This is a genomic window from Reichenbachiella sp. 5M10, from assembly GCF_002742335.1.
Taxonomy (GTDB): Bacteria; Bacteroidota; Bacteroidia; order Cytophagales; family Cyclobacteriaceae; genus Reichenbachiella.
On the sequence record NZ_MDGR01000007.1, the window covers coordinates 1,774,666 to 1,793,357 of the forward strand.

At 45.1% G+C, this 18,692-nt stretch carries 14 protein-coding genes and 1 tRNA gene; 5 read left to right on the forward strand and 10 right to left on the reverse strand.

The window, feature by feature from the left end:
• Together BFP72_RS07120 and fbaA are read right to left on the reverse strand one after the other, a co-directional pair.
• Complete coding sequence (locus tag BFP72_RS07120; protein WP_099598473.1) at positions 1-891, reverse strand: 3-hydroxybutyryl-CoA dehydrogenase; 891 nt, start codon at positions 889-891, stop codon at positions 1-3.
• 150 nt (positions 892-1,041) lie between these two features.
• A complete protein-coding gene (gene fbaA / locus BFP72_RS07125; protein ID WP_099598474.1) occupies positions 1,042-2,106 on the reverse strand; it encodes a class II fructose-bisphosphate aldolase in 1,065 nt (354 codons plus the stop codon).
• 179 nt (positions 2,107-2,285) lie between these two features.
• On the opposite strand from fbaA, the gene BFP72_RS07130 reads away from it, so the two are divergent.
• Positions 2,286-3,344 (forward strand): hypothetical protein, encoded by a 1,059-nt coding sequence (locus tag BFP72_RS07130; protein ID WP_099598475.1) that lies wholly within the window; start codon positions 2,286-2,288, stop codon positions 3,342-3,344.
• Between the two features lie 65 nt (positions 3,345-3,409).
• Here the strand turns inward: BFP72_RS07130 and BFP72_RS07135 are convergent, their stop codons facing one another.
• Genes BFP72_RS07135 through hisS form a run of 4 tightly spaced genes read right to left on the reverse strand, consistent with a single transcriptional unit; the run spans position 3,410 to position 8,104 of the window.
• Entirely contained in the window at positions 3,410-4,420 is a 1,011-nt protein-coding gene (locus BFP72_RS07135) for a glycosyltransferase family 2 protein (protein WP_099598476.1), read from the reverse strand.
• The gene (locus tag BFP72_RS07140; RefSeq protein WP_099598477.1) at positions 4,413-4,751 is read right to left on the reverse strand and encodes a YbaB/EbfC family nucleoid-associated protein; all 339 of its coding nucleotides are present in this window, start codon (positions 4,749-4,751) and stop codon (positions 4,413-4,415) included. The genes BFP72_RS07135 and BFP72_RS07140 overlap by 8 nt, the downstream gene beginning before the upstream one ends.
• A gap of 14 nt (positions 4,752-4,765) precedes the next feature.
• Positions 4,766-6,703 carry a gliding motility-associated C-terminal domain-containing protein gene (locus BFP72_RS07145; protein ID WP_099598478.1) on the reverse strand — a complete coding sequence of 646 codons (1,938 nt, stop codon included), beginning with the start codon at positions 6,701-6,703 and terminating at the stop codon, positions 4,766-4,768.
• 30 nt (positions 6,704-6,733) lie between these two features.
• Positions 6,734-8,104: a histidine--tRNA ligase gene (gene hisS / locus BFP72_RS07150; RefSeq protein WP_099598479.1), complete on the reverse strand. Its 1,371-nt coding sequence runs from the start codon at positions 8,102-8,104 to the stop codon at positions 6,734-6,736.
• A 117-nt stretch (positions 8,105-8,221) separates the two neighbouring features.
• Between hisS and BFP72_RS07155 the strand changes: the two genes are divergently transcribed.
• The 4 genes from BFP72_RS07155 (at position 8,222) to BFP72_RS07170 (ending at position 14,574) form a co-directional block, all read left to right on the forward strand.
• Entirely contained in the window at positions 8,222-9,397 is a 1,176-nt protein-coding gene (locus BFP72_RS07155) for a C40 family peptidase (protein ID WP_099598480.1), read from the forward strand.
• 184 nt (positions 9,398-9,581) lie between these two features.
• On the forward strand, positions 9,582-13,304 hold the full coding sequence (locus tag BFP72_RS07160) for a DUF5689 domain-containing protein (RefSeq protein ID WP_143519973.1): 3,723 nt from the start codon (positions 9,582-9,584) through the stop codon (positions 13,302-13,304).
• 522 nt (positions 13,305-13,826) lie between these two features.
• Positions 13,827-14,096, forward strand: coding sequence for a hypothetical protein (locus tag BFP72_RS07165; protein ID WP_099598482.1), 270 nt, complete (start codon positions 13,827-13,829; stop codon positions 14,094-14,096).
• Positions 14,097-14,274: 178 nt separating this feature from the next.
• The gene (locus BFP72_RS07170) at positions 14,275-14,574 is read left to right on the forward strand and encodes a transposase (protein WP_099598483.1); all 300 of its coding nucleotides are present in this window, start codon (positions 14,275-14,277) and stop codon (positions 14,572-14,574) included.
• 632 nt (positions 14,575-15,206) lie between these two features.
• Here BFP72_RS07170 and BFP72_RS07180 read toward each other — a convergent pair.
• The 4 genes from BFP72_RS07180 to BFP72_RS07195 form a co-directional block, all read right to left on the reverse strand.
• Positions 15,207-15,279, reverse strand: a tRNA-Thr gene (locus BFP72_RS07180).
• 144 nt (positions 15,280-15,423) lie between these two features.
• Positions 15,424-17,436, reverse strand: a complete 2,013-nt coding sequence (locus tag BFP72_RS07185; RefSeq protein ID WP_099598484.1) for a DUF349 domain-containing protein — start codon at positions 17,434-17,436, stop codon at positions 15,424-15,426.
• Positions 17,437-17,478: 42 nt separating this feature from the next.
• Entirely contained in the window at positions 17,479-18,057 is a 579-nt protein-coding gene (locus BFP72_RS07190; RefSeq protein ID WP_099598485.1) for a YqgE/AlgH family protein, read from the reverse strand.
• A 1-nt stretch (position 18,058) separates the two neighbouring features.
• Entirely contained in the window at positions 18,059-18,643 is a 585-nt protein-coding gene (locus BFP72_RS07195; RefSeq protein WP_099598486.1) for a tRNA-(ms[2]io[6]A)-hydroxylase, read from the reverse strand.
• Positions 18,644-18,692: the final 49 nt, after the last annotated feature.

The window sequence follows — 18,692 nt, forward strand, 5'->3', positions numbered from 1 at the left end:
TTATTTAGTAAATCTTGGAGATACGTTCAATTCTTTTGAGCCAGGAACATACGTGTAGAACCCTTCTCCTGTTTTTGCGCCGAGTCTACCAGCCGTCACCATATTGATGAGCAACGGGCAGGGAGCATATTTGGGTTGACCAAAACCATGATGTAGTACTTGTAAGATAGATAGGCATACGTCAAGACCAATGAAGTCCGCCAATTGAAGTGGCCCCATGGGATGAGCCATGCCGAGTTTCATGACTGTATCGATCTCTGTCACCCCAGCTACTCCTTCGTGCAGGGAAATGATCGCTTCGTTGATCATTGGCATCAAGATACGATTGGCGACAAAACCAGGATAGTCGTTGACCTCTACTGGGGATTTTCCGATTTGTCGTGAGAGCGTCATGATGGTCGCTGTGGTTTCGTTGGAAGTATTGTATCCACGGATGACCTCTATGAGCTGCATGATGGGCACGGGGTTCATGAAGTGCATCCCAATGACTTGTGCGGGTCTATGGGTAGCTGCGGCAATCTTGGTGATTGATATGGACGAGGTGTTGGTAGCGAGTATGGCCGAGCTTGGAGCTGCTGCATCGATTTTTTTGAACAGTTCAAGCTTAACAGCCTCATGTTCTGTAGCAGCCTCTACGATGAGATCTGCTTCTTTTATACCAGTGATGAGGTCTGTCGATGTGCTTATGTTTGTAAGTGTAGTGTCCTTGGTGGCTTCTGTGATTTTTTCTTTGGTCAGTAGTCGATCCAAATTCTTCTCGATGGTAGAAAGTCCTTTTTGAATGGCCTCCGTAGATAGGTCTACTAGTGTGACTTTGAATCCGTTTTGGGCAAATACATGAGCTATTCCATTGCCCATTGTGCCTGCTCCGATTACTGTAATGTTTTTCATGTCAGCTGATTTTGGGAGTGTGTTTAGAGAGATCAATGTTAGTGAAAAATGAGCTGATCAAAAAATGCGATGCAACAGTATTTGCAAAAAAAACAGGGCATAAAAAAAGGGACACAGATAGTCCCTTTAGTATGATTTGAGTAGGTTGATTTATTTGTTCGTACCTACATTGTTCAAGTCTTCGAAAGCATCCTTGAGTCTAGCTACCAATGACTGTTCAGCAGCCCTAGTCCATACTCTTGGGTCGTACGCCTTCTTGTTAGGAGCGTCAGCACCTTCAGGGTTGCCAATTTGTCCTTGCAAGTAGTCTTTCTTGTTTTCGTAGTATTTTCTAATACCATCCCAATAAGCCCACTGTAGATCTGTGTCGATGTTCATTTTGATTGCACCGTAAGAGATCGCTTCTCTGATTTCTTCTCTTGAAGAACCTGATCCACCATGGAATACGAAGTTTACAGGGTTTTCACCTGTTCCGTATTTCTTTTGAATGAAGTCTTGAGAGTTTTTCAAGATTTTAGGAGTCAACTTTACATTGCCTGGTTTGTATACACCATGGACATTACCAAATGCAGCCGCTATGGTGAATTTGTCACTTACTTTACTCAATTCTTCGTATGCGTATGCGACTTCTTCAGGTTGAGTGTAGAGCTTTGACTCATCTACGTCGGAGTTGTCCACTCCATCTTCTTCACCACCAGTGATGCCTAGTTCGATTTCTAGTGTCATGCCCATTTTAGACATTCTCTCTAGGTATTTCTTACAGGTCTCGATGTTCTCTTCAATAGATTCTTCAGACAAATCGATCATGTGAGAACTGAAAAGTGACTTTCCTGTTCTTTCATAAAAAGCTTCACCTGCGTCCAACATACCATCGATCCATGGCAATAATTTTTTTGCACAGTGATCGGTATTCAAAATGACAGTCACACCGTATGCTTCAGCCATCATGTGGACGTGGTGAGCACCGGCTACAGCACCTGCGATAGCTGCTTTTTGGCCGTCGTTTGACAATCCTTTTCCTGCGTTGAAGGCAGCGCCTCCATTTGAGAACTGTACCATCACTGGAGACTCTAGGTCTCTAGCGGTTTCCAATACTGCATTGATTGAACTGCTACCAATTACATTGGCAGCTGGTAATGCAAATTTGTTCTCATTTGCATACTTTAATAATTCGGTAACTTCGTCTCCTGTGAGTACCCCTGGTTTAAATTTCATATGTATAATATTAGTGTTTGATTTGGGTAATGCTGGGCAAATATATGCATTTGTCCTATAAATAATTACCGAATAGAGGGCAATATCAAAATGGATAGGTAGTTAATAATAGGTATGAAAAATAGCGCTCTGTATGGAGTGTTTGTTAAAAATGTAGAATTACTAATCAACCTTTAATTATGAAAAAAACGATGAAGAAATTTTTGCTATCAATGTTAGCTGTCTGTATAGGATTGGCTTCTTGTAAAGAGGAAGAAACAGTAGGAGAATGGTCACCAGAAGAGGGGAAGGAAGCTGTAAGAAATATGTCTCAGGATATCGAGACAGACTTGGTAGAGATGGTGGAGTCGGAAGGCGTACAAGGCGTGTTGGAAATGCTCGATTTTGTAGAATTGGATGGTATGAGCCTGATGGTCGATGGAGAACAAGCCGTTCAGGTGAGGAAGTTGGGGCGTGACATGCGACGTGTTGCAGGTGCTTTTTCTCCAAAAGCTAGATTATTGACTGAAGATGCTGATGAAGATGATTTTGTTTTGGCCGAGAATTATGGAGTATATGAGTGGAACGAGCAGATCGGTGATTTTGTACTTTCTGAAGAAGAGGTAGAGTATGTAGAGTTGAGATTCCCTGCCAAAGGAGCAACGACCAACAATGCGAGCTTCTTTCTTTACGATTGGCAAGAAGTGGAGATGGGTTTGACTGAAGTTGATGCAGCACTCAAGGTGGATAGTGAAACTATCGCAACGGTGAAATTTTCTGCAACTTATACTGCTGATGGTGAGGCGTCAAAATTGGATTTGGACTTATACCTCAAGCCATTTACGTATGTGATTTCGCTGGATGATTCGAAAGCTAAGCAGTCGAGTGTAGCCATCCGTATCAAGAAGGACAGTGATGTGTTAACTTATGTGGATTTGACGGTGGATTACGAAACTGAGTCAAAATTTGTCGCTACTAAGGTGTCAGGAGGAGTAGGCTATGGCGATATGGAAATAACGGGAACTGTGGATACCGAAGGGATCAATGCCTCAACAGACGAAGACATCAACGACTACATCGATGTACAGCTGTACTATGATGGTGGATTGGTTGGTGATTTGGAATTGGTCATTACTACTGGCGGTGAAGTAGATGTATTTGTAGTTTATAGTGACGGGACTTCAGATTCTTTAGTTGAGTTCCTTGAGCCTGCTATTGACGAACTCGAAGATGTTTTGATTGAAGCCGAAGGAGTGTAGTCGCATGTAAGCTGAGTATAAAAATCATGAAGGTGAGATGAATGTCTCACCTTTTTTTGTGCCTTTTAGGGCAGGTCCGAGAAGTGTTTTTGCTTTTTGATGAAGTAGTGAAAGAGGATGCTCTTGACGGTGTTTTGTGTCATTTTGGGGTTAGCTCTGTGAGTGGGTTTTCTGCGTTTCTTGGTGTTTTGAGGTAGCAATAGGACAAAATCCTTGTGCGCACGTAGTATAGCCAAGCAATGGGCAAATGACTCATCTTTCCAGAATTTCAATGCGGATATCCAGTCCAAGCTCATGCGAAGAGGGAGCTTCCAGATCAGGTTGATCCGGCTTTCATTTTTGAAAATCATCGAGAGATTATTACGGAAGTTGAGGTAGGTCTTTTGAGGATTGATTTTGGAGAGGGTTCCTCCGCCAACATGGTATACGGTACTCTCGGGTAGGCAGTAGACTAGCTTGTCTTGCAGTTGCAGCCTCCAGCAAAGATCTATTTCTTCCATGTGCGCAAAGAAGTCTTCGTCTAGTCCTCCTACTGCTTGGTAGTCTGCAGTTCGGATAAACAAGCAGGCGCCAGTAGCCCAGAAAATAGGCTGTATTGTGTCGTATTGGCCGGTATCTGATTCCAGTGTATCGAAGATCCTGCCGCGACAATAAGGGTAGGCCAGTGCATCAATAAACCCTCCTGCAGCTCCGGCATATTCAAACTTGTCTTTCTCATAGTAGGCTTTGATTTTAGGTTGGCAGGCGGCTACCTCTGGATGTTCGTCTAAAAATTCCACAATAGGTGTAATCCAGTGTGGAGTGACTTCTATGTCGGAGTTGAGCAGTACGGTGTATTCGTGATCGATTTGATCAATGGCTCTGTTGTAACCTCCCGTGAAGCCGTAGTTTTGATCAAATACAATGAGTCGCAGCTCTGGGTGTGCCCGTCGAAGATAATCAAGAGAGCCATCCGTCGAGCCATTGTCAGCGACGATGACATCTGCGTCCGGACTGAGGGCGATGACTCCTGGGAGAAACTGCTTGAGAAATCCTACCCCATTGTAGTTGAGTATGACGACTGCCGTTTTAGGCATTGAACATATTGCCAAGGTCAAACCCAGGGATGTTAGGCATCAAACCTTCGGTATGTTTTTGCATGTACTCTTTGGCTTGTATGTCTGCTTCTTCGGTGGCTTTGTTGACTGCAGCGACGATGAGATCTTGCAAGACTTCCTTGTCTGCTGTATTGACGAGTGATTCATCAATATCCATTTTGAGTAGTTTCTTTTGACCATTGACGAGTGCTTTGACTAGTCCAGCTCCAGATTCTCCTTCTATTTCAATTTGGGCCAGTTCAGCTTGAGCCTCTTTCATTTTGGCTTGCATTTCTTTGACCTTTCCCATCATTTTCATCATGTCAAACATAAGCACAGTGTTTTTTAGTGTCTCATCAGAAGAAAGGTGCCCGATTGGTCGTATTTTTTACCAGCACCATCCTCGAAAAAAATCTTGTAAATATAGGTGGCTTCTGGAGCTTTTTCACCTCTGTATTGTCCATCCCATCCGTTGATCAGGTCGTCCGTTTGGAAAATACGGTCTCCCCAGCGGTTGTAAATTTCCATTTTGAAGTTGAACACCGCAGGTCCCTTCGCAATGAATAGGTCATTGCGGTTGTCTCCGTCTGGTGTGAAAGCATTGGGTAGAAACATAACCGTCTGGAGTCGTGTTATTACCAAGTTGGAGTAGCTGATTTGCGCCTCTTCGTCCAATGACTCGGCGCGTACTCGGATGTATTTATCATCTAGATCATTGATCTCAAACTCTACGTCCTTTTCACGACCACTCAGTACGGGATATTCATCGATCACGTTGCCTGCTGAGTCTACTCTCTCCAGTGTGTAATTGCGAATGCCTTCGGTCCAGGTTTCGTACTTGTTCCACCGATAGGTGACTATTTTTCCTCTAGAAGAGACTTGCGTCAAAATGATGGGAGTAGTCAAGGGGGAAGGGGAGGCTTTGTTGCCACAATCATCGTCATATGAGATACGGTAGGAGGGCACCGTGTAGGTGTCCAAGTCCGTGTCTGTATAAGTGGTGTCTTCGGTAGCGTCTACATGATGCCACGAACGGTTGTTGATGTTTTTTTCTATGATGTAGCGTCGAAACGGGATCTCCCCAGGGTCTGGAGCTGACCAGTTGAGTAGGACTTCATCGTTGAGGTCAATACTCGATGAAGGGTAGCTAAGAATGGCAGGAAGCGCACCGGATTGCGAAGCAATAACAGCTGTATCCAATGCCAAAGCGGACCCTTGGGAATAGACCGCTTGGATGTTGTAGATGTATTCGTTTTTACATATGACCGCAGTGTCAACGTAGTTTTTGACAGTTGTATCTGTGATTTTGGTGAGTAGGCTATTGTTTCTGATTACATTGTAGCTGCTGGCTTGTGTCGAGTCAGTGTCCCAAGTCAGTAGGTTGCCACTGTCGCTGGACTCGACGCTGAATTGTACCGAACACATCGTGTTGGAAGGAATGATGATACTGTTGCAGGCGTCATAGGTATCAATCCGGTAGCAGCTGTAGCTGCTGTAGGTGTTGAGTTGCTCGATGAAGGTGTCGGCTCCAGACACGCTCCTCATGCTATCAAAGTCGTTGGTGTTTTTCTCAGAAGAGAGGAGCTGATAGATAGAGTTGTCTCCCAATGTGTGCCCCATTTGGATATGGCCATTTTGAGGGGAATTCAGCGTCGTTTCTACCGAAGTGATCACAGGGGGGACAATCTCGTCTATGGTAGTGAATCCTCGATTGATGATGGTGCAGTTGGGTGCTGCATCTGTAAACTGACCTTGCACATCGATGCGGTAGTCGCCTTGTACTCCATAGTCGTACTCGCTACTCGTAGTGTTGGGTGCTACGATTTCTGAATCGGTAGACGTGAAGTGTACCTCGTATTGGTCGTAGTAGTCGTCGTTGATTTCGACACGCACGACATGGTTGTCACAGTTGCGTATGATGAAACTCGGTTCGTGAGGCTCGACGACCTCTACCCGTACAGAGTCAAGCTGATTGTTCTCATAGATGCCATCGTCGTTGTTGATCAGCAGTGCTATGTAATACTGTCCTGGAGTGTCGTAGGTGTGAAATAGGTCTGACTCGGGTAGTAGGCCCGCGTCAAATCCCGTGTACCAAAACCGAGGTTCTTCGAATTCTCCACTGGGGTCGTTGAGTGTGACATTGACTTGCCAGCCAGTACATCCTTTGATATAATCGACTTCAAAACGCCCTTGCACACTGCTGTATTGAGCACTTGTCCATAGAGGCAAGCTGCAGAGTAGGGTCAATAGTAGTGGCGATTTGAAGTGCTGCAAATGATTCAAGCGATTGGACTTGTTTGATCAAGCGTCAATCTAGTGACTATTCTTGATTTTAGAAATAACTTCATCTATTTTGAGGGTCTCTTGTTCGCCACTTTCCATGTTTTTGAGAGTGAAGCTTTTCGATTTGATTTCGTCTTCGCCAATGACGACTACATAAGGCACCTTGTTGTTGTTGGCGTAGCTCATTTGCTTCTTCATCTTGGCTGCATCAGGATAAAGTTCGCTATTGATACCCGCCTCTCGGAGAGCCTGCATGAGTTGGATACCTACGACCATTTCGTCCGGTCCAAAATTGGTAATCATGACTTGGAGCGCCGAGGCGTTGGCTTCTGGATAGAGGTTGAGTTCGTCGAGCACGTCGTAGATTCGGTCCACGCCGAAAGATATGCCTACTCCAGATACATCTGGAAGGCCAAATACACCCGTGAGATTGTCGTAGCGGCCACCACCACAGATGCTACCGATTTTGACACCATTGGCCTTCACTTCGAAGATTGCACCAGTATAATAAGAGAGTCCTCTCGCTAAGGTCAAGTCGAGTTCTAAATGATCGTTTTCAATTTGATAAGCTTGGAGGTAGGCGAGGATCTGCTCGATCTCTTCGATTCCTTTTTGACCTATCTCGCATTGTGCGAAAAATGTCTTCAGGAAGTCTAGGGCTGCAGTGATGCTCTTGTTTTCGTCAAATATGGGGTCGAGCTGTTGCAGGTTCTCTTTTGAAAAACCATTGTTGACCAGTTCTTCGATTACTTTTTCCTTTCCGATTTTATCAAGTTTGTCAATGGCCACACAAAATGTCGTTTCCTGTCCAGGAGCACCAATTACCTCTGTGATCCCTGTGAGTACTTTTCGGTTGTTGAATTTTATTGTAAAGTCTTCCAGCTGTAAAGCTTGGAACACGTCATTGATCATCAAGATAATCTCCGCTTCGCAAAGCAAAGAGTCCGTGCCTACTACATCAGCATCACACTGGTAGAACTCACGGTAGCGCCCTTTCTGCGGTCGGTCTGCACGCCAGACGGGTTGGATCTGAAAGCGTTTGAAGGGAAACGAGATCTCGTTGCGATGCATCACGACATATCGAGCAAATGGTACAGTGAGGTCGTAGCGTAGACCCTTTTCGGATACTTTGGGCAAGAAAATCTTGCTGCCTGCAGCATAGTCTTCCTCGGAGGTTTTGGAAAGGTAGTCTCCTGAGTTGAGTACTTTGAAGAGCAATTGGTCTCCTTCATCCCCGTACTTGCCCGTCAACACCGATAGGTTTTCCATAGTAGGGGTTTCCAGTTGGGCGAAACCATATTTTTGATACACCGATTTAATGGTGTTGAATATGTAATTTCTTTTGACCATTTGCTCTGGTCCGAAATCTCGGGTACCTCTCGGGATTGATGGTTTTTGCACGGTTCTCTGTGTTTTAAAAATTTGGGCAAAACTAAGAACCTGCCGTGTCGAAACCAATGTTTTGTCTAGATATTCAGATGAGAGGAAAGTTTCACCTTATTCATTAGATTAGCGACTATGAAATTACAATCTCTCGGAGCGATATGTGTGCTCATTATCTTGACTGTTGGACTGCTAGATGGCTGTGTAGAGCCACCTGAATCGATGATTCATTGGACGCAAGTCAAAGACAGTATCCAAGCTATCTATGCCCCTGACAAGCGTGTGGCATGGTTTGATGTAGAACTGAAACAAGACGGAAAACAGCTCCTACTAAGTGGGGTGACTGATCAACAGGAGGCTCTGCAAGTACTGCTATCCAAGCTCCACGATGCGGGCGAGACGGTAGTCAATCAGGTGACGGTTCTGCCAGATAGTAGCGTAGGAGATATGAGGTATGCAGTAGTCAATAACTCCGTCTGCAACATCCGTTCGGAGCATCGGCATTCTGCAGAGCTAGCTACACAGGCACTGCTCGGTATGACACTCAAAGTCCTACAAAGACTAGAGGAATGGTATCTCGTGCAATCTCCCGACGGCTATATCTCGTGGGTAGATCATGGTGGTGTACAACTCATGACTGGATCGGAGCAACTCAAGTGGAGTAAGAGCCCAAAAGTGGTCTACCTGCGCAACTATGGCAATGCTTACGGAGACACTCAAGGGACTACAGTCTTGTCAGATTTGGTTCTGGGAGATTGTTTGGTCCGACGAGGTACTGTGGATGGCATGGTTGAAGTGCAGTTTCCAGATCGACGCATAGGCTATGTGCCGATAGATGAGGTGGCGGACTTTAGGACGTGGCGTGAGTCCGTAGTGCCTTCGGGGGAACTGGTCGTAGCATACGCTCAGAGTCTGCTCGGTTCTCCCTATCTGTGGGGAGGGACTTCTACAAAAGGAATGGATTGCTCGGGATTCACCAAGATGGCTTACTTGATGAATGGCTATATCATACCGAGAGATGCTTCACAGCAAGTGCACGCAGGGACAGTTGTAGATCCTAACTTGACTTTCGAAGGGTTGGAAAAGGGAGACTTGCTCTTCTTTGGTAGAGCAGCAACAGATAGTACGCGTCAGCGCGTCACGCATGTGGGATTGTGGATGGGGGATAGTACATTTATCCACTCTTCGCAACAAGTCCGTATCAGCTCGGTCGACTCCAATGCGCTACAGTACGATGAGTTCAATAAAAACCGATACCTCGGTAGTAGGCGCTATCTCGGTACTATGGTAGGGATTAGTCATTGGTATTGATACTCGGAGCAAAATACTTTTAATCAATCAAAATGGTATAAGAGCATTGTTTCACCCATCGAAAGGCGGGGTGAATTGGTGTGTTTTCTCAAGTTTACCATATGGTAATATAGGGGTCATGGATAGTTAGGAGATAGCGGTTTATCTTTATGCTTCAATGAATTCATAACCATCTAATTACAACATGAAAAAACTTATCCTTACTTATTTATCCTTGATGTTATCCGTGGCTGCATGGAGTCAGCAGGTATTCATCAACGAGATTCACTACGACAATACCGGAGCAGATGCGGATGAAGGCGTAGAAATCGTCGGACCAGCAGGGACCAACCTGACAGGTTATTCCTTGATCGCTTACAATGGAAATGGAGGAACTCCATATGCTACAGTCAATCTTACTGGAGTATTGTCGGATCAGTCCAACGGCATGGGGACGGCCTTTTTTGCCATGACTGGCTTACAGAACGGGGCACCCGATGGAGTCGCACTATATGACGGTAGCACGGTACTTCAGTTTTTGAGCTATGAAGGGACTTTCTCCGCAGTGGGTGGAGTGGCTGATGGTATGACGAGTACCGATATCGGTGTGAGCCAGACGAGTACGACTCCTGTGGGGGTTTCTTTGCAGTTGACGGGTGAGGGTGCTCTTTATACGGATTTTACTTGGGTCGCTGGTGACCGTTCGTACGACCAGATCAATGTGGGGCAAAGTTTTGGCGGAGTGACCGACACGACAGGTCAAGAGCCAGTAGATACTGTCGTCGTAGTGACTTCTGGGACGGTATTTATCAATGAAATACACTATGACAATGCGGGGGCAGATTCAGGTGAAGGAGTAGAACTGGCCGGGACAGCTGGGCTGGATTTGACAGGTTATATCCTTACGCTCTACAATGGGAATGGAGGGTCGAGCTACGGCTCACAAAACCTTTCAGGTGTATTTGCCGATCAGCAAGCGGGGTATGGTACATTATTTTTCCCAGTTGCAGGATTGCAAAATGGATCTCCCGATGGAGTAGCCTTGATTGATCCAGAGGGCAATGTGCTGGAGTTTTTGAGCTACGAAGGAGCATTCACTGCTGTAGGCGGTGCAGCAGATGGTATCCTAAGTACCGATGTGGTCGTCGCAGAGACTAGCAGTACACCAGAGGGGTTCTCGTTGCAATTGACTGGAGTGGGGTCTGTGTCTTCAGACTTTGTATGGGCCGAAGCAGCTGCAGCGACCTACGATACGGTCAATACAGGGCAAACTTTTGTCTCTCCTGATCCAATCGTGTTTGTCAACGAAATCCACTATGACAATGCGAGTAGCGATGTGGACGAGGCAATCGAAGTGGCAGGCACCGCGGGAACGGACCTGAGTGGCTGGTCACTGGTGCTGTACAATGGCAATGGTGGAGCAGTCTACCATACGGCTGCACTTTCTGGAGTGTTGCCCAACCAAGACAATGGATATGGAACTTTGGGTTTTGCGATTGGCGGTATACAAAATGGATCACCTGATGGAGTGGCATTGGTGGACGATGAAGGTCACGTATGGGAGTTTTTGAGCTACGAGGGGGCATTTGTAGCCGTAGGCGGTCCAGCAGATGGCATGATGAGTACGGATATAGGAGTCACGGAGACTAGCAGTACACCTGTTGGGTTTTCGTTGCAATTGATAGGAGCCGGGAGCGAAAGTGCTGATTTTGAATGGTCAACGCCCGTCGCTCAGACCCAAGGTGCAGTCAATGCAGGGCAGAGTTTTGGCGGTGTGATCGTCGAGCCACCGGTGCTGTCTGATACAGTGACTGTGGCACAAGCCAGAGGCTTGAGTGTTGGGACGGAGGTTGTAGTGAAGGTGACCTTGACAGCTACGGACCAATTGGGAGGACCAGCCTATGCACAGGATTCTACAGCAGGTATTGCCATCTTTGATTATCAGGTGCATGACGATGGATTGTATACTATAGGAGATCAACTTTGGATCACTGCGGAGCTAGGATCGTTTAGCAACCAGATTCAGTTGGTAAATGTCGATACCGTCGTATGGGTAGGGCATGAAGAGGTTGACCCCACAGTAGTGTCCTTGGCGGATTTGTCGACTGTCGAAGGGCAGTTGATTACCATCGAGGGAGTTTCCTTTGATTCGCCGACAGGGTTGTTGTATCCCAATTCTAACTATGCTATCTCGGATGGTACGGCTACTGCCGAATTGCGCATCGATGCAGACGTGGATTTGGTAGGACGGTTGGTGCCAGGAGATACAGGCACTGTGACGGGCGTGTTGGGACGCTATCAGACGGTGTTGCAGCTTTTGCCAAGATATGTAGCGGATATGCCAGGTGCTATGGAGTTCACCCCTGGAGGCTCAGAAGTTCCATTCGAAAACACCTTTGACGTCACTACTTGGAACATGGAGTTTTTCGGGACGGAGATCACAGGATATGGTCCGTCAGATGTTTCGTTGCAAAAAGAAAATGCTATCGCCGTACTGGAAAATCTCCATGCGGATATCGTTGCAGTGCAGGAAGTGTCCGAAGAAGCTCTGTTGGACTCGGTGGTGTCGGTATTGCCTCATCATGCATTTGTATGTTCTCAAGTGTATTCGTATTCGTTCGAAGCACCGAATCCTAGCGACCCCTTTCCTGTTCAGAAATTGTGCTTCATCTACGATACGACGAGTGTTAGGCTGTTGTCCGAGCGTGTAGTTTTTGAGGATTTTTATACTGCCGCACGCACGGGACAGATCACAGACTTGGATGATCATCCAGGGTCGAGTGGAGCACAGTCCTTTTGGTCAAGTGGTCGATTGCCGTACATGATGACTGCCGAAGTGACGGTGTCAGGAGTGACCAAAGAGGTGACCCTAGTCAATATTCATGCGAAATCTGGGGCATCAGCCAATGATCAAGCAAGAAAAACATATGATCTTGGAGTGCTCAAGGATACATTGGATGCCGCGTACGCAGACCAAAATGTCATCTTGCTAGGAGACTACAACGATGATGTGGACGAGTCCATCGGGGGAGGGCCGTCGACTTATGCTGCATTAGTCAATGATACGACCTATGCTGTAGCGACGAGTAGTTTGAGTACAGCTGGGTTGAGGTCTTACTTGTTTGCAGACAACATGATCGATCATATCACCCTCTCGGACGGGTTGTTTGGAGATGTGATTTCAGGATCAGAAAATACTTTCATTCCTTTTCAATTGGTTGAGAATTATGCCAATACGACTTCTGATCACTTGCCAGTCTCTGTACGTTTTGATTTTGTCGAGCCCATGCAGTTGACACTGGAGACCTCAGCGATAGATCTATACTATGGGTATGAGCCCCTATCACAGAGTAGGATGACTGTAGCTGTAGAAGGGGGTATGGCACCCTATACCTACCTGTGGAATACAGGAGAGACCGTTGAGGAACTTTCGATTGCTCCACAAGAGTCTATGACCTATTGGGTGTCAGTGACAGACGGTAGGGGGCAAGTAGTCTCGGACAGTGTAGAGGTACTAGTGACGGACGTCGCTTGTGGAAGGTACGATGAGAAAGTCGAACTTTGCTGGAGAGGACGTAGTCTTTGTGTGTCGGAGCATGCCGTGACGTATCTCTTGGAAAAGGGGGCGTCTCTAGGTGCGTGCGATGTAGAGGATTTGCCCTATGTCGACAAGGTATTCATAGGGCCCAACCCTTTCTTGAGATACTTCTCCATATTTATGGAGGCCAACAAACCTTTTGTCATGAACGTAGTGTTGAGGAATCAATCTGGGGAAATCATCAAAAATGAAAAGTTGGACGTGCCTAGTGGGTATTCTTGTCACCCATTTAGTCTTTCTTACGCACCAAGAGGGATGTATTTCATCGAATTGATCAATGAAGCCACTGGTGAAGTAGAAAAATCTGAAAGGCTTTACAAGTGGAGATAATTCTTACTGGTAAGTAAGTCATTAGTGTAAAAGCTGTCTTGATACCATGTGTCGAGACAGCTTTTATTTTTTGTACTGTATTGAAAAAGGGTTGTACATTGATGTTTTTACATAGTGTGTTGATCTGGTGTATGAGATTAGGGACAGCTAGATAAGCTCAATATTATATCGTAAAAAAGGATTGATCCTTACACATTGTTTCTCAAGAGTCTCTCATGCCATAGAGATGAATAGCAATGACAAATGGAACAGTCGAATTGATTATATTCATGACAATCCAGTAAGAGCAGGATGTGTTGAATGCCCTTCCGATTATCTTTACAGTAGTGCAAGAAATTATGCCGGACAGCAAGGACTATTAGCTATAGAAATGATATAAAGGTGTAGTAAATACTACACCTAGAAGGGATGATGATAACCGAGGTAATCATGGTGTTAAATATTATAGCATTAGTGAGTTGAAAGAAAATGATCCCGAAGCATATCAGTGGTTGTTAGATGCTGGGTTAATTACAGAGTAATATGAGCGTTATTAGAATAAGAAAGATTGGATTATTAGCTATTTTGGGGGCAACAGTCATTGCTGAAATTATAGCCAATCTTCCAGAATCAGAGGATCCTGGATTGTATGGGGTTGTTCAGCTCTATTGGCCTTTAATTAACGGAGCAGTAGTGTTATGTATTTTTATGCTTATCACCTTTGTCTTAAAAAGAGAAAGGGTTTTGATGTATGTGCTTTACGCTTGCGTATTATATTTAATATACGTCGGTGTTTATACTAGATTTTTTTGAAATATATACGTTAAAAAATGAAAACACCCCCACTCGGCGTAGTATGCACTCAAAAGCAATGACTAGGTGAAGTTTGCAACTTCACCTTATTATCATTGGGAAGCAGAAAGCAGCATTTTGTAAATGCGGTATTGATCAAAGACAGTATCTTGAGGTGCAGTATTATAACCTTTACGATATGGGATCAGCCTATCAAATCAGAGATCAGGAATTGCCATACTATTTTACTTTTCAGGTAGTTGGCTGGGCAGATGTATTTTCACGTCAAATCTACAGAGACATAGTGATAGACAGTTTCAAATATTGCCAGCTGAACAAGGGCATGAAGCTATATGCTTATGTAATCATGACCAATCATGTTCATACGATCATAGCCAGTACTGCAAACGATCTGTCAGGCTTGGTCAGAGATTTTAAGAAATACACCAGCAAGCAAATCTTGAAGGCAGCATCTGAGAATAAGCAGGAAAGCTTGTAGCTTGTGCCCTGCACGGTCGAAGTATGTTTTCCCCAACTGGGCGTAGGATGAAATAGTAAAAATAGAATAGATCACTAGGCGTAGAGTTTTCTACGCCTTTGTATTTTGTAAGGAGCAGAGCTTAGCATTTTTCAAATGCGGGTTGTGAAGTGGAATTGATTGGTGGTATAGATAATGAAGTGTAGATGCAATCTACATTTAACGTTTGTAGTAATCTCCTTGGCGTTATTTTTCCCATCGGGACTGGTGATACATTCAAATCCAAGACGGAAAGCAGGACTTTAGATACGTAGATTAGCTGCCTGCTAGCGACTAAGTGTCTATGCGATAAATTACCTCTTTTTTCCCCAGCTGGCGCAAGCTTGTAGCTTGTGCCAAACGAGATCAGAAGATTGATTACATTCACAACAATCCTGTGGAATCTGGTTTTGTGCTAGAGTCTCAGTATTGGAAATATAGCAGTGTTGCTGATTACGCGGGCAGCAAAGGTTTGGATATTGATTGTGTCTAGGAATGGGTACGAGCTACAAGCTTGCGCAACGAGCACGATTAGGCCTCCAACTTAACAAAGGTACTTAACAAAGGGTATAAAAAAAGGTAGTCACGAAAACGTAACTACCTGATTATCAAAGAGCCCCCTGTCGGACTCGAACCAACGACCGCCTCATTACAAGTGAGGTGCTCTACCAACTGAGCTAAGGAGGCAATAAATTCGCTTGAAATTAGAACCTTGGTTCTGTTTTCATGACCTCTTTTGGTCAATTGCGAGTGCAAAATTAACGTAGAATTTTTACCGTGCAAGTATCTCTGAAAAAAAAATCGAACAGTGGTAAAAAGAGCTGTTGCTCATCACCCTGCGTAGGTGATGAGCTTCAATTCTTCCTTCAATTCTTCTAGTTGATTTTCAGCAGATTGTATTTTTTGTTCGAATTCTTGGAGCATTTTTTCAGCACTTTTTGAGTTCGCAAAAAATCCTAAATTATTTTTCCAAGTAGAGATGTCATTCTCCAAAGTTTGGATTTTTCGCTTGAGCGAATATTCCTTTCGTTGCAGTTTTTGATCACCATGCGGTCCTGCTTTGATTTTGTGTATGCTGATCAGAGACTTCAATTCGTCGAGTTCGTCTTTTTCGAAGTTGTCGGTATTCTTAATCACTGCTTTCAATGCAGCTTGGTAGCGATTCTGAATACTCTTTATAGCTCGCTTAGGGACGAAACCGAGCGCATTGAATTGGTCTTGTAGTTCATAGACTTGCTCTGGGTCCAAGTCATCTACTTTGGCGAGGTCTTCGATTTGCTTGCATATTTCCTCTTTCTTGAGAAGGTTGTCGTCGTAGGATGACTCCATTTCTTTGTTGTGTCCTCGTTTTCTGTTGAAAAACTCGTCACAATGAGATTTAAACTCCTTGTATATAGACTCTCTAAACTTCTCAGGTACTGGACCTACGTCTTTCCATTCGCGTTGGAGGTCTTTGAGTTTGTTGGCTGTTTCGGCCCACGCGTCACTTTCACTCAGTTCTTTGGCTCGTGCTACTAGCTTTTGTTTGAGTTCCAAGTTGCCTTCTCGCTTGGAATCCAATGATTTAAAAAATGCAGATTTGTTGTGGAAAAAACCCTTGAATGCACCCCAAAACTTCTTGTTGATCTCCTTGGCTTGTTCTTTGGGCATGCTGCCTATAGCTTCCCACTCTTTTTGGATGGCCTGGAGTTCTTTGCTCTTGGCGTTCCATTCACCTATTTTTTCAGAAGCAAATTCAGCAAACTCCGCAATCTTATCTGCTAGGGCAGATTTCTTTTCGAAATTGGCTTTAAATTCTTCTTTGAGCTGATTGTAGTATTTTTTGCGCCGGTGATAGATTATGTCCGAAGCAGATTTGAACCTTTGCCATGTCTCTTCTTGTTTTTCTTTTGGGACAGGGCCTATGTGTTTGTATTCTTCGTGCAGGTCATTGAGCTTCTTGATTGCCTCGTTGAGGTTTTCTAGTTTGTCGAGTTCTTCGGCTTGTACACAGAGTTCTTCTTTCTTTTCGAGGTTTTTCTTTTTGTCAAGTTCTTTGAGCTCAAAATAGATGCTGCGATGATCATAATATAAGTCAAGCAGCGCGTTGAAATTGGCCCAGAGAGTTTTGTTGTGTTGGGGGTGTACGGGTCCGATGGATTTCCATTCGTCTTGCAGTGCACGCAAATCTGTGATACTCGTCGTGTTTTCGTCATTGTCTACAAAGACACGTAGGCGTTCGAGTAGGTCGTTTTTGAGTTTGAGGTTGGTTTCTTTTTGCTTTTCTAGCTCTTTGGCATTTTGCTGGCGTTTTTCGCGAAGGAGCTTGTGGTACGCTTCGAAGTTTTCGCTGATGTCATCGAGTTTATAATCAAAATCGTCTTCTTGACCACCTTCTTGTATGAATTTGGATAAGGCTTTTTCTTTTTCTTTGTCGAAGATGTCGTCGTAGGCATTGCGGATCGCATGGATTTTCTTCCCCTTCTTGAACCCATCTTCTGTTTGAGCGATAGCGGCTAGGTGTTCGAGCAACTCGGCCTTGGACATTTTGCTGTAGTCTACCTCATCTTCATGTTCGTCCTCGTGGAGTTCGTCATGATCTTTGTGTTCGTCTTTGGTGTCTTCGGGTTCTTCATTTTCGCTTGCCGTGCTGCTACTATCTGCCTTGGGCTCTTCACTCACTGTGGGGCTGGAAGGGGTGATGGGCTCCTGTTGCACTTGAGCCTCGGGAGACGCAGGTGCTATTGCTTGCTCTTCCTCTTTCGGATCTGTTGTGCTCTCGTTTGATTCGGCTTGTGTCCGAACAGCATCTGACTGCTTTGCGTTTTCGGCAGTGTGGTCAGCATTTTCTTTGTTATCGCTCATAAGTGTGATTTTCTCTTGTTGCAATTTAGCAAAAATTCCATTTTAGTTCATCCGTGGGTCAGCTGGGTATTTGGAGAACATTTTGAACTTGCCTCCTAGCTGCTCCAAGACTTCTTTCCAGAGCTCATCTACTTGGGTATCAAATACCTGTGATGGCGTGGCTTTTTTGTGTACGACCCAGGATTTGGCTTCCAGCTCTTCGGTCAGTTGTCCATGGCTCCAACCCGAGTACCCGACAAAGAATCGGAAGTCTCTCGGGTCAAGTATACCCAATTGGATAAGCTGAATGAGGCGATCATAGTTGCCGCCCCAAAACAGACCATCGCCTAGGACTTGTCCTCCTAGTTCTGGATCGTCGCATCGATGGATGAAGTGCAAGGTGTCTTGTTGGACGGGCCCTCCCAAGAATAAAGGCTCGTCGAATCCTCCTGCTTCATCGATTGCATCATTGAATCGCATGTTGGCGGGTTTGTTGAGTACAAATCCGAAGGAACCATTGTCGTCGTGTGCGCATAGGAGTATGACGGTTCGTTCAAAATTGGGGTCAGGCAGATAGGGCTCAGAGATCAATAGGTCCCCTTTGGCTGGGCTAAAGTTTTGTTTGGAGTGAAAGTAATCCATATCAATGCAATGCGGGTGTAAAAGGCATTTTTGCCATGATTTTTCCTTCAATTTCATTAATTTCTGTTAGACGATCAAATACTTCATCCTCTTTGAAGTAATGGAGCGCCAAGTGCACGAACACTTCGCCGTGTTTAGCTTCAGAAGCCCAGAGGTCTTGGTAGAAGCGCTTGAGCTCACCTGTTTCTAGGTTTTCGTAGACGATTTTAAAGCGCTCAGCGCCTCGGTTTTCGACGACTGAGGCGAGGAGTAGTCTGTCTAGGAAACGTTCTTCTCGTCCACTGCGGCAGGCTTGAATGAGTTGCTTCATGTAGAGGTCTTCGCGAATTTCATGTCGCAGTTGGATGCCTCGCTTTTCCATGATTTGGTATACGGATCGAAAATGCTCCAACTCTTCAACGGCTGTATCAATGAGTGCCGGGATGATCTCGATTCGGTCGGGAAATTTGGCGACAAAACTCATTGCCATGGAGGAGGCTTTGCGCTCACAATCAGCATGATCCTGCAAGAATTCGTCGAAATTTTCAAGTACAGCTTGGATCCATTCGGGGGAGCTTTGGTGGACTAAAGGGAGTCGTAGTTGCATGAGGTTTGGGTTTAAAAACTATATATGTCGGCACAACTATTGCCATGAT

Coding starts and splice junctions, on each gene's coding strand:
- BFP72_RS07155 (WP_099598480.1), top strand. CDS start 8,222: ATGAAATTACAATCTCTCGGAGCGATATGTGTGCTCATTATCTTGACT.
- BFP72_RS07120 (WP_099598473.1), bottom strand. CDS start 891: ATGAAAAACATTACAGTAATCGGAGCAGGCACAATGGGCAATGGAATA.
- BFP72_RS07130 (WP_099598475.1), top strand. CDS start 2,286: ATGAAAAAAACGATGAAGAAATTTTTGCTATCAATGTTAGCTGTCTGT.
- BFP72_RS07190 (WP_099598485.1), bottom strand. CDS start 18,057: ATGGATTACTTTCACTCCAAACAAAACTTTAGCCCAGCCAAAGGGGAC.
- BFP72_RS07185 (WP_099598484.1), bottom strand. CDS start 17,436: ATGAGCGATAACAAAGAAAATGCTGACCACACTGCCGAAAACGCAAAG.
- BFP72_RS07170 (WP_099598483.1), top strand. CDS start 14,275: ATGGGATCAGCCTATCAAATCAGAGATCAGGAATTGCCATACTATTTT.
- BFP72_RS07140 (WP_099598477.1), bottom strand. CDS start 4,751: ATGTTTGACATGATGAAAATGATGGGAAAGGTCAAAGAAATGCAAGCC.
- BFP72_RS07165 (WP_099598482.1), top strand. CDS start 13,827: ATGAGCGTTATTAGAATAAGAAAGATTGGATTATTAGCTATTTTGGGG.
- BFP72_RS07160 (WP_143519973.1), top strand. CDS start 9,582: ATGAAAAAACTTATCCTTACTTATTTATCCTTGATGTTATCCGTGGCT.
- fbaA (WP_099598474.1), bottom strand. CDS start 2,106: ATGAAATTTAAACCAGGGGTACTCACAGGAGACGAAGTTACCGAATTA.
- BFP72_RS07135 (WP_099598476.1), bottom strand. CDS start 4,420: ATGCCTAAAACGGCAGTCGTCATACTCAACTACAATGGGGTAGGATTT.
- BFP72_RS07195 (WP_099598486.1), bottom strand. CDS start 18,643: ATGCAACTACGACTCCCTTTAGTCCACCAAAGCTCCCCCGAATGGATC.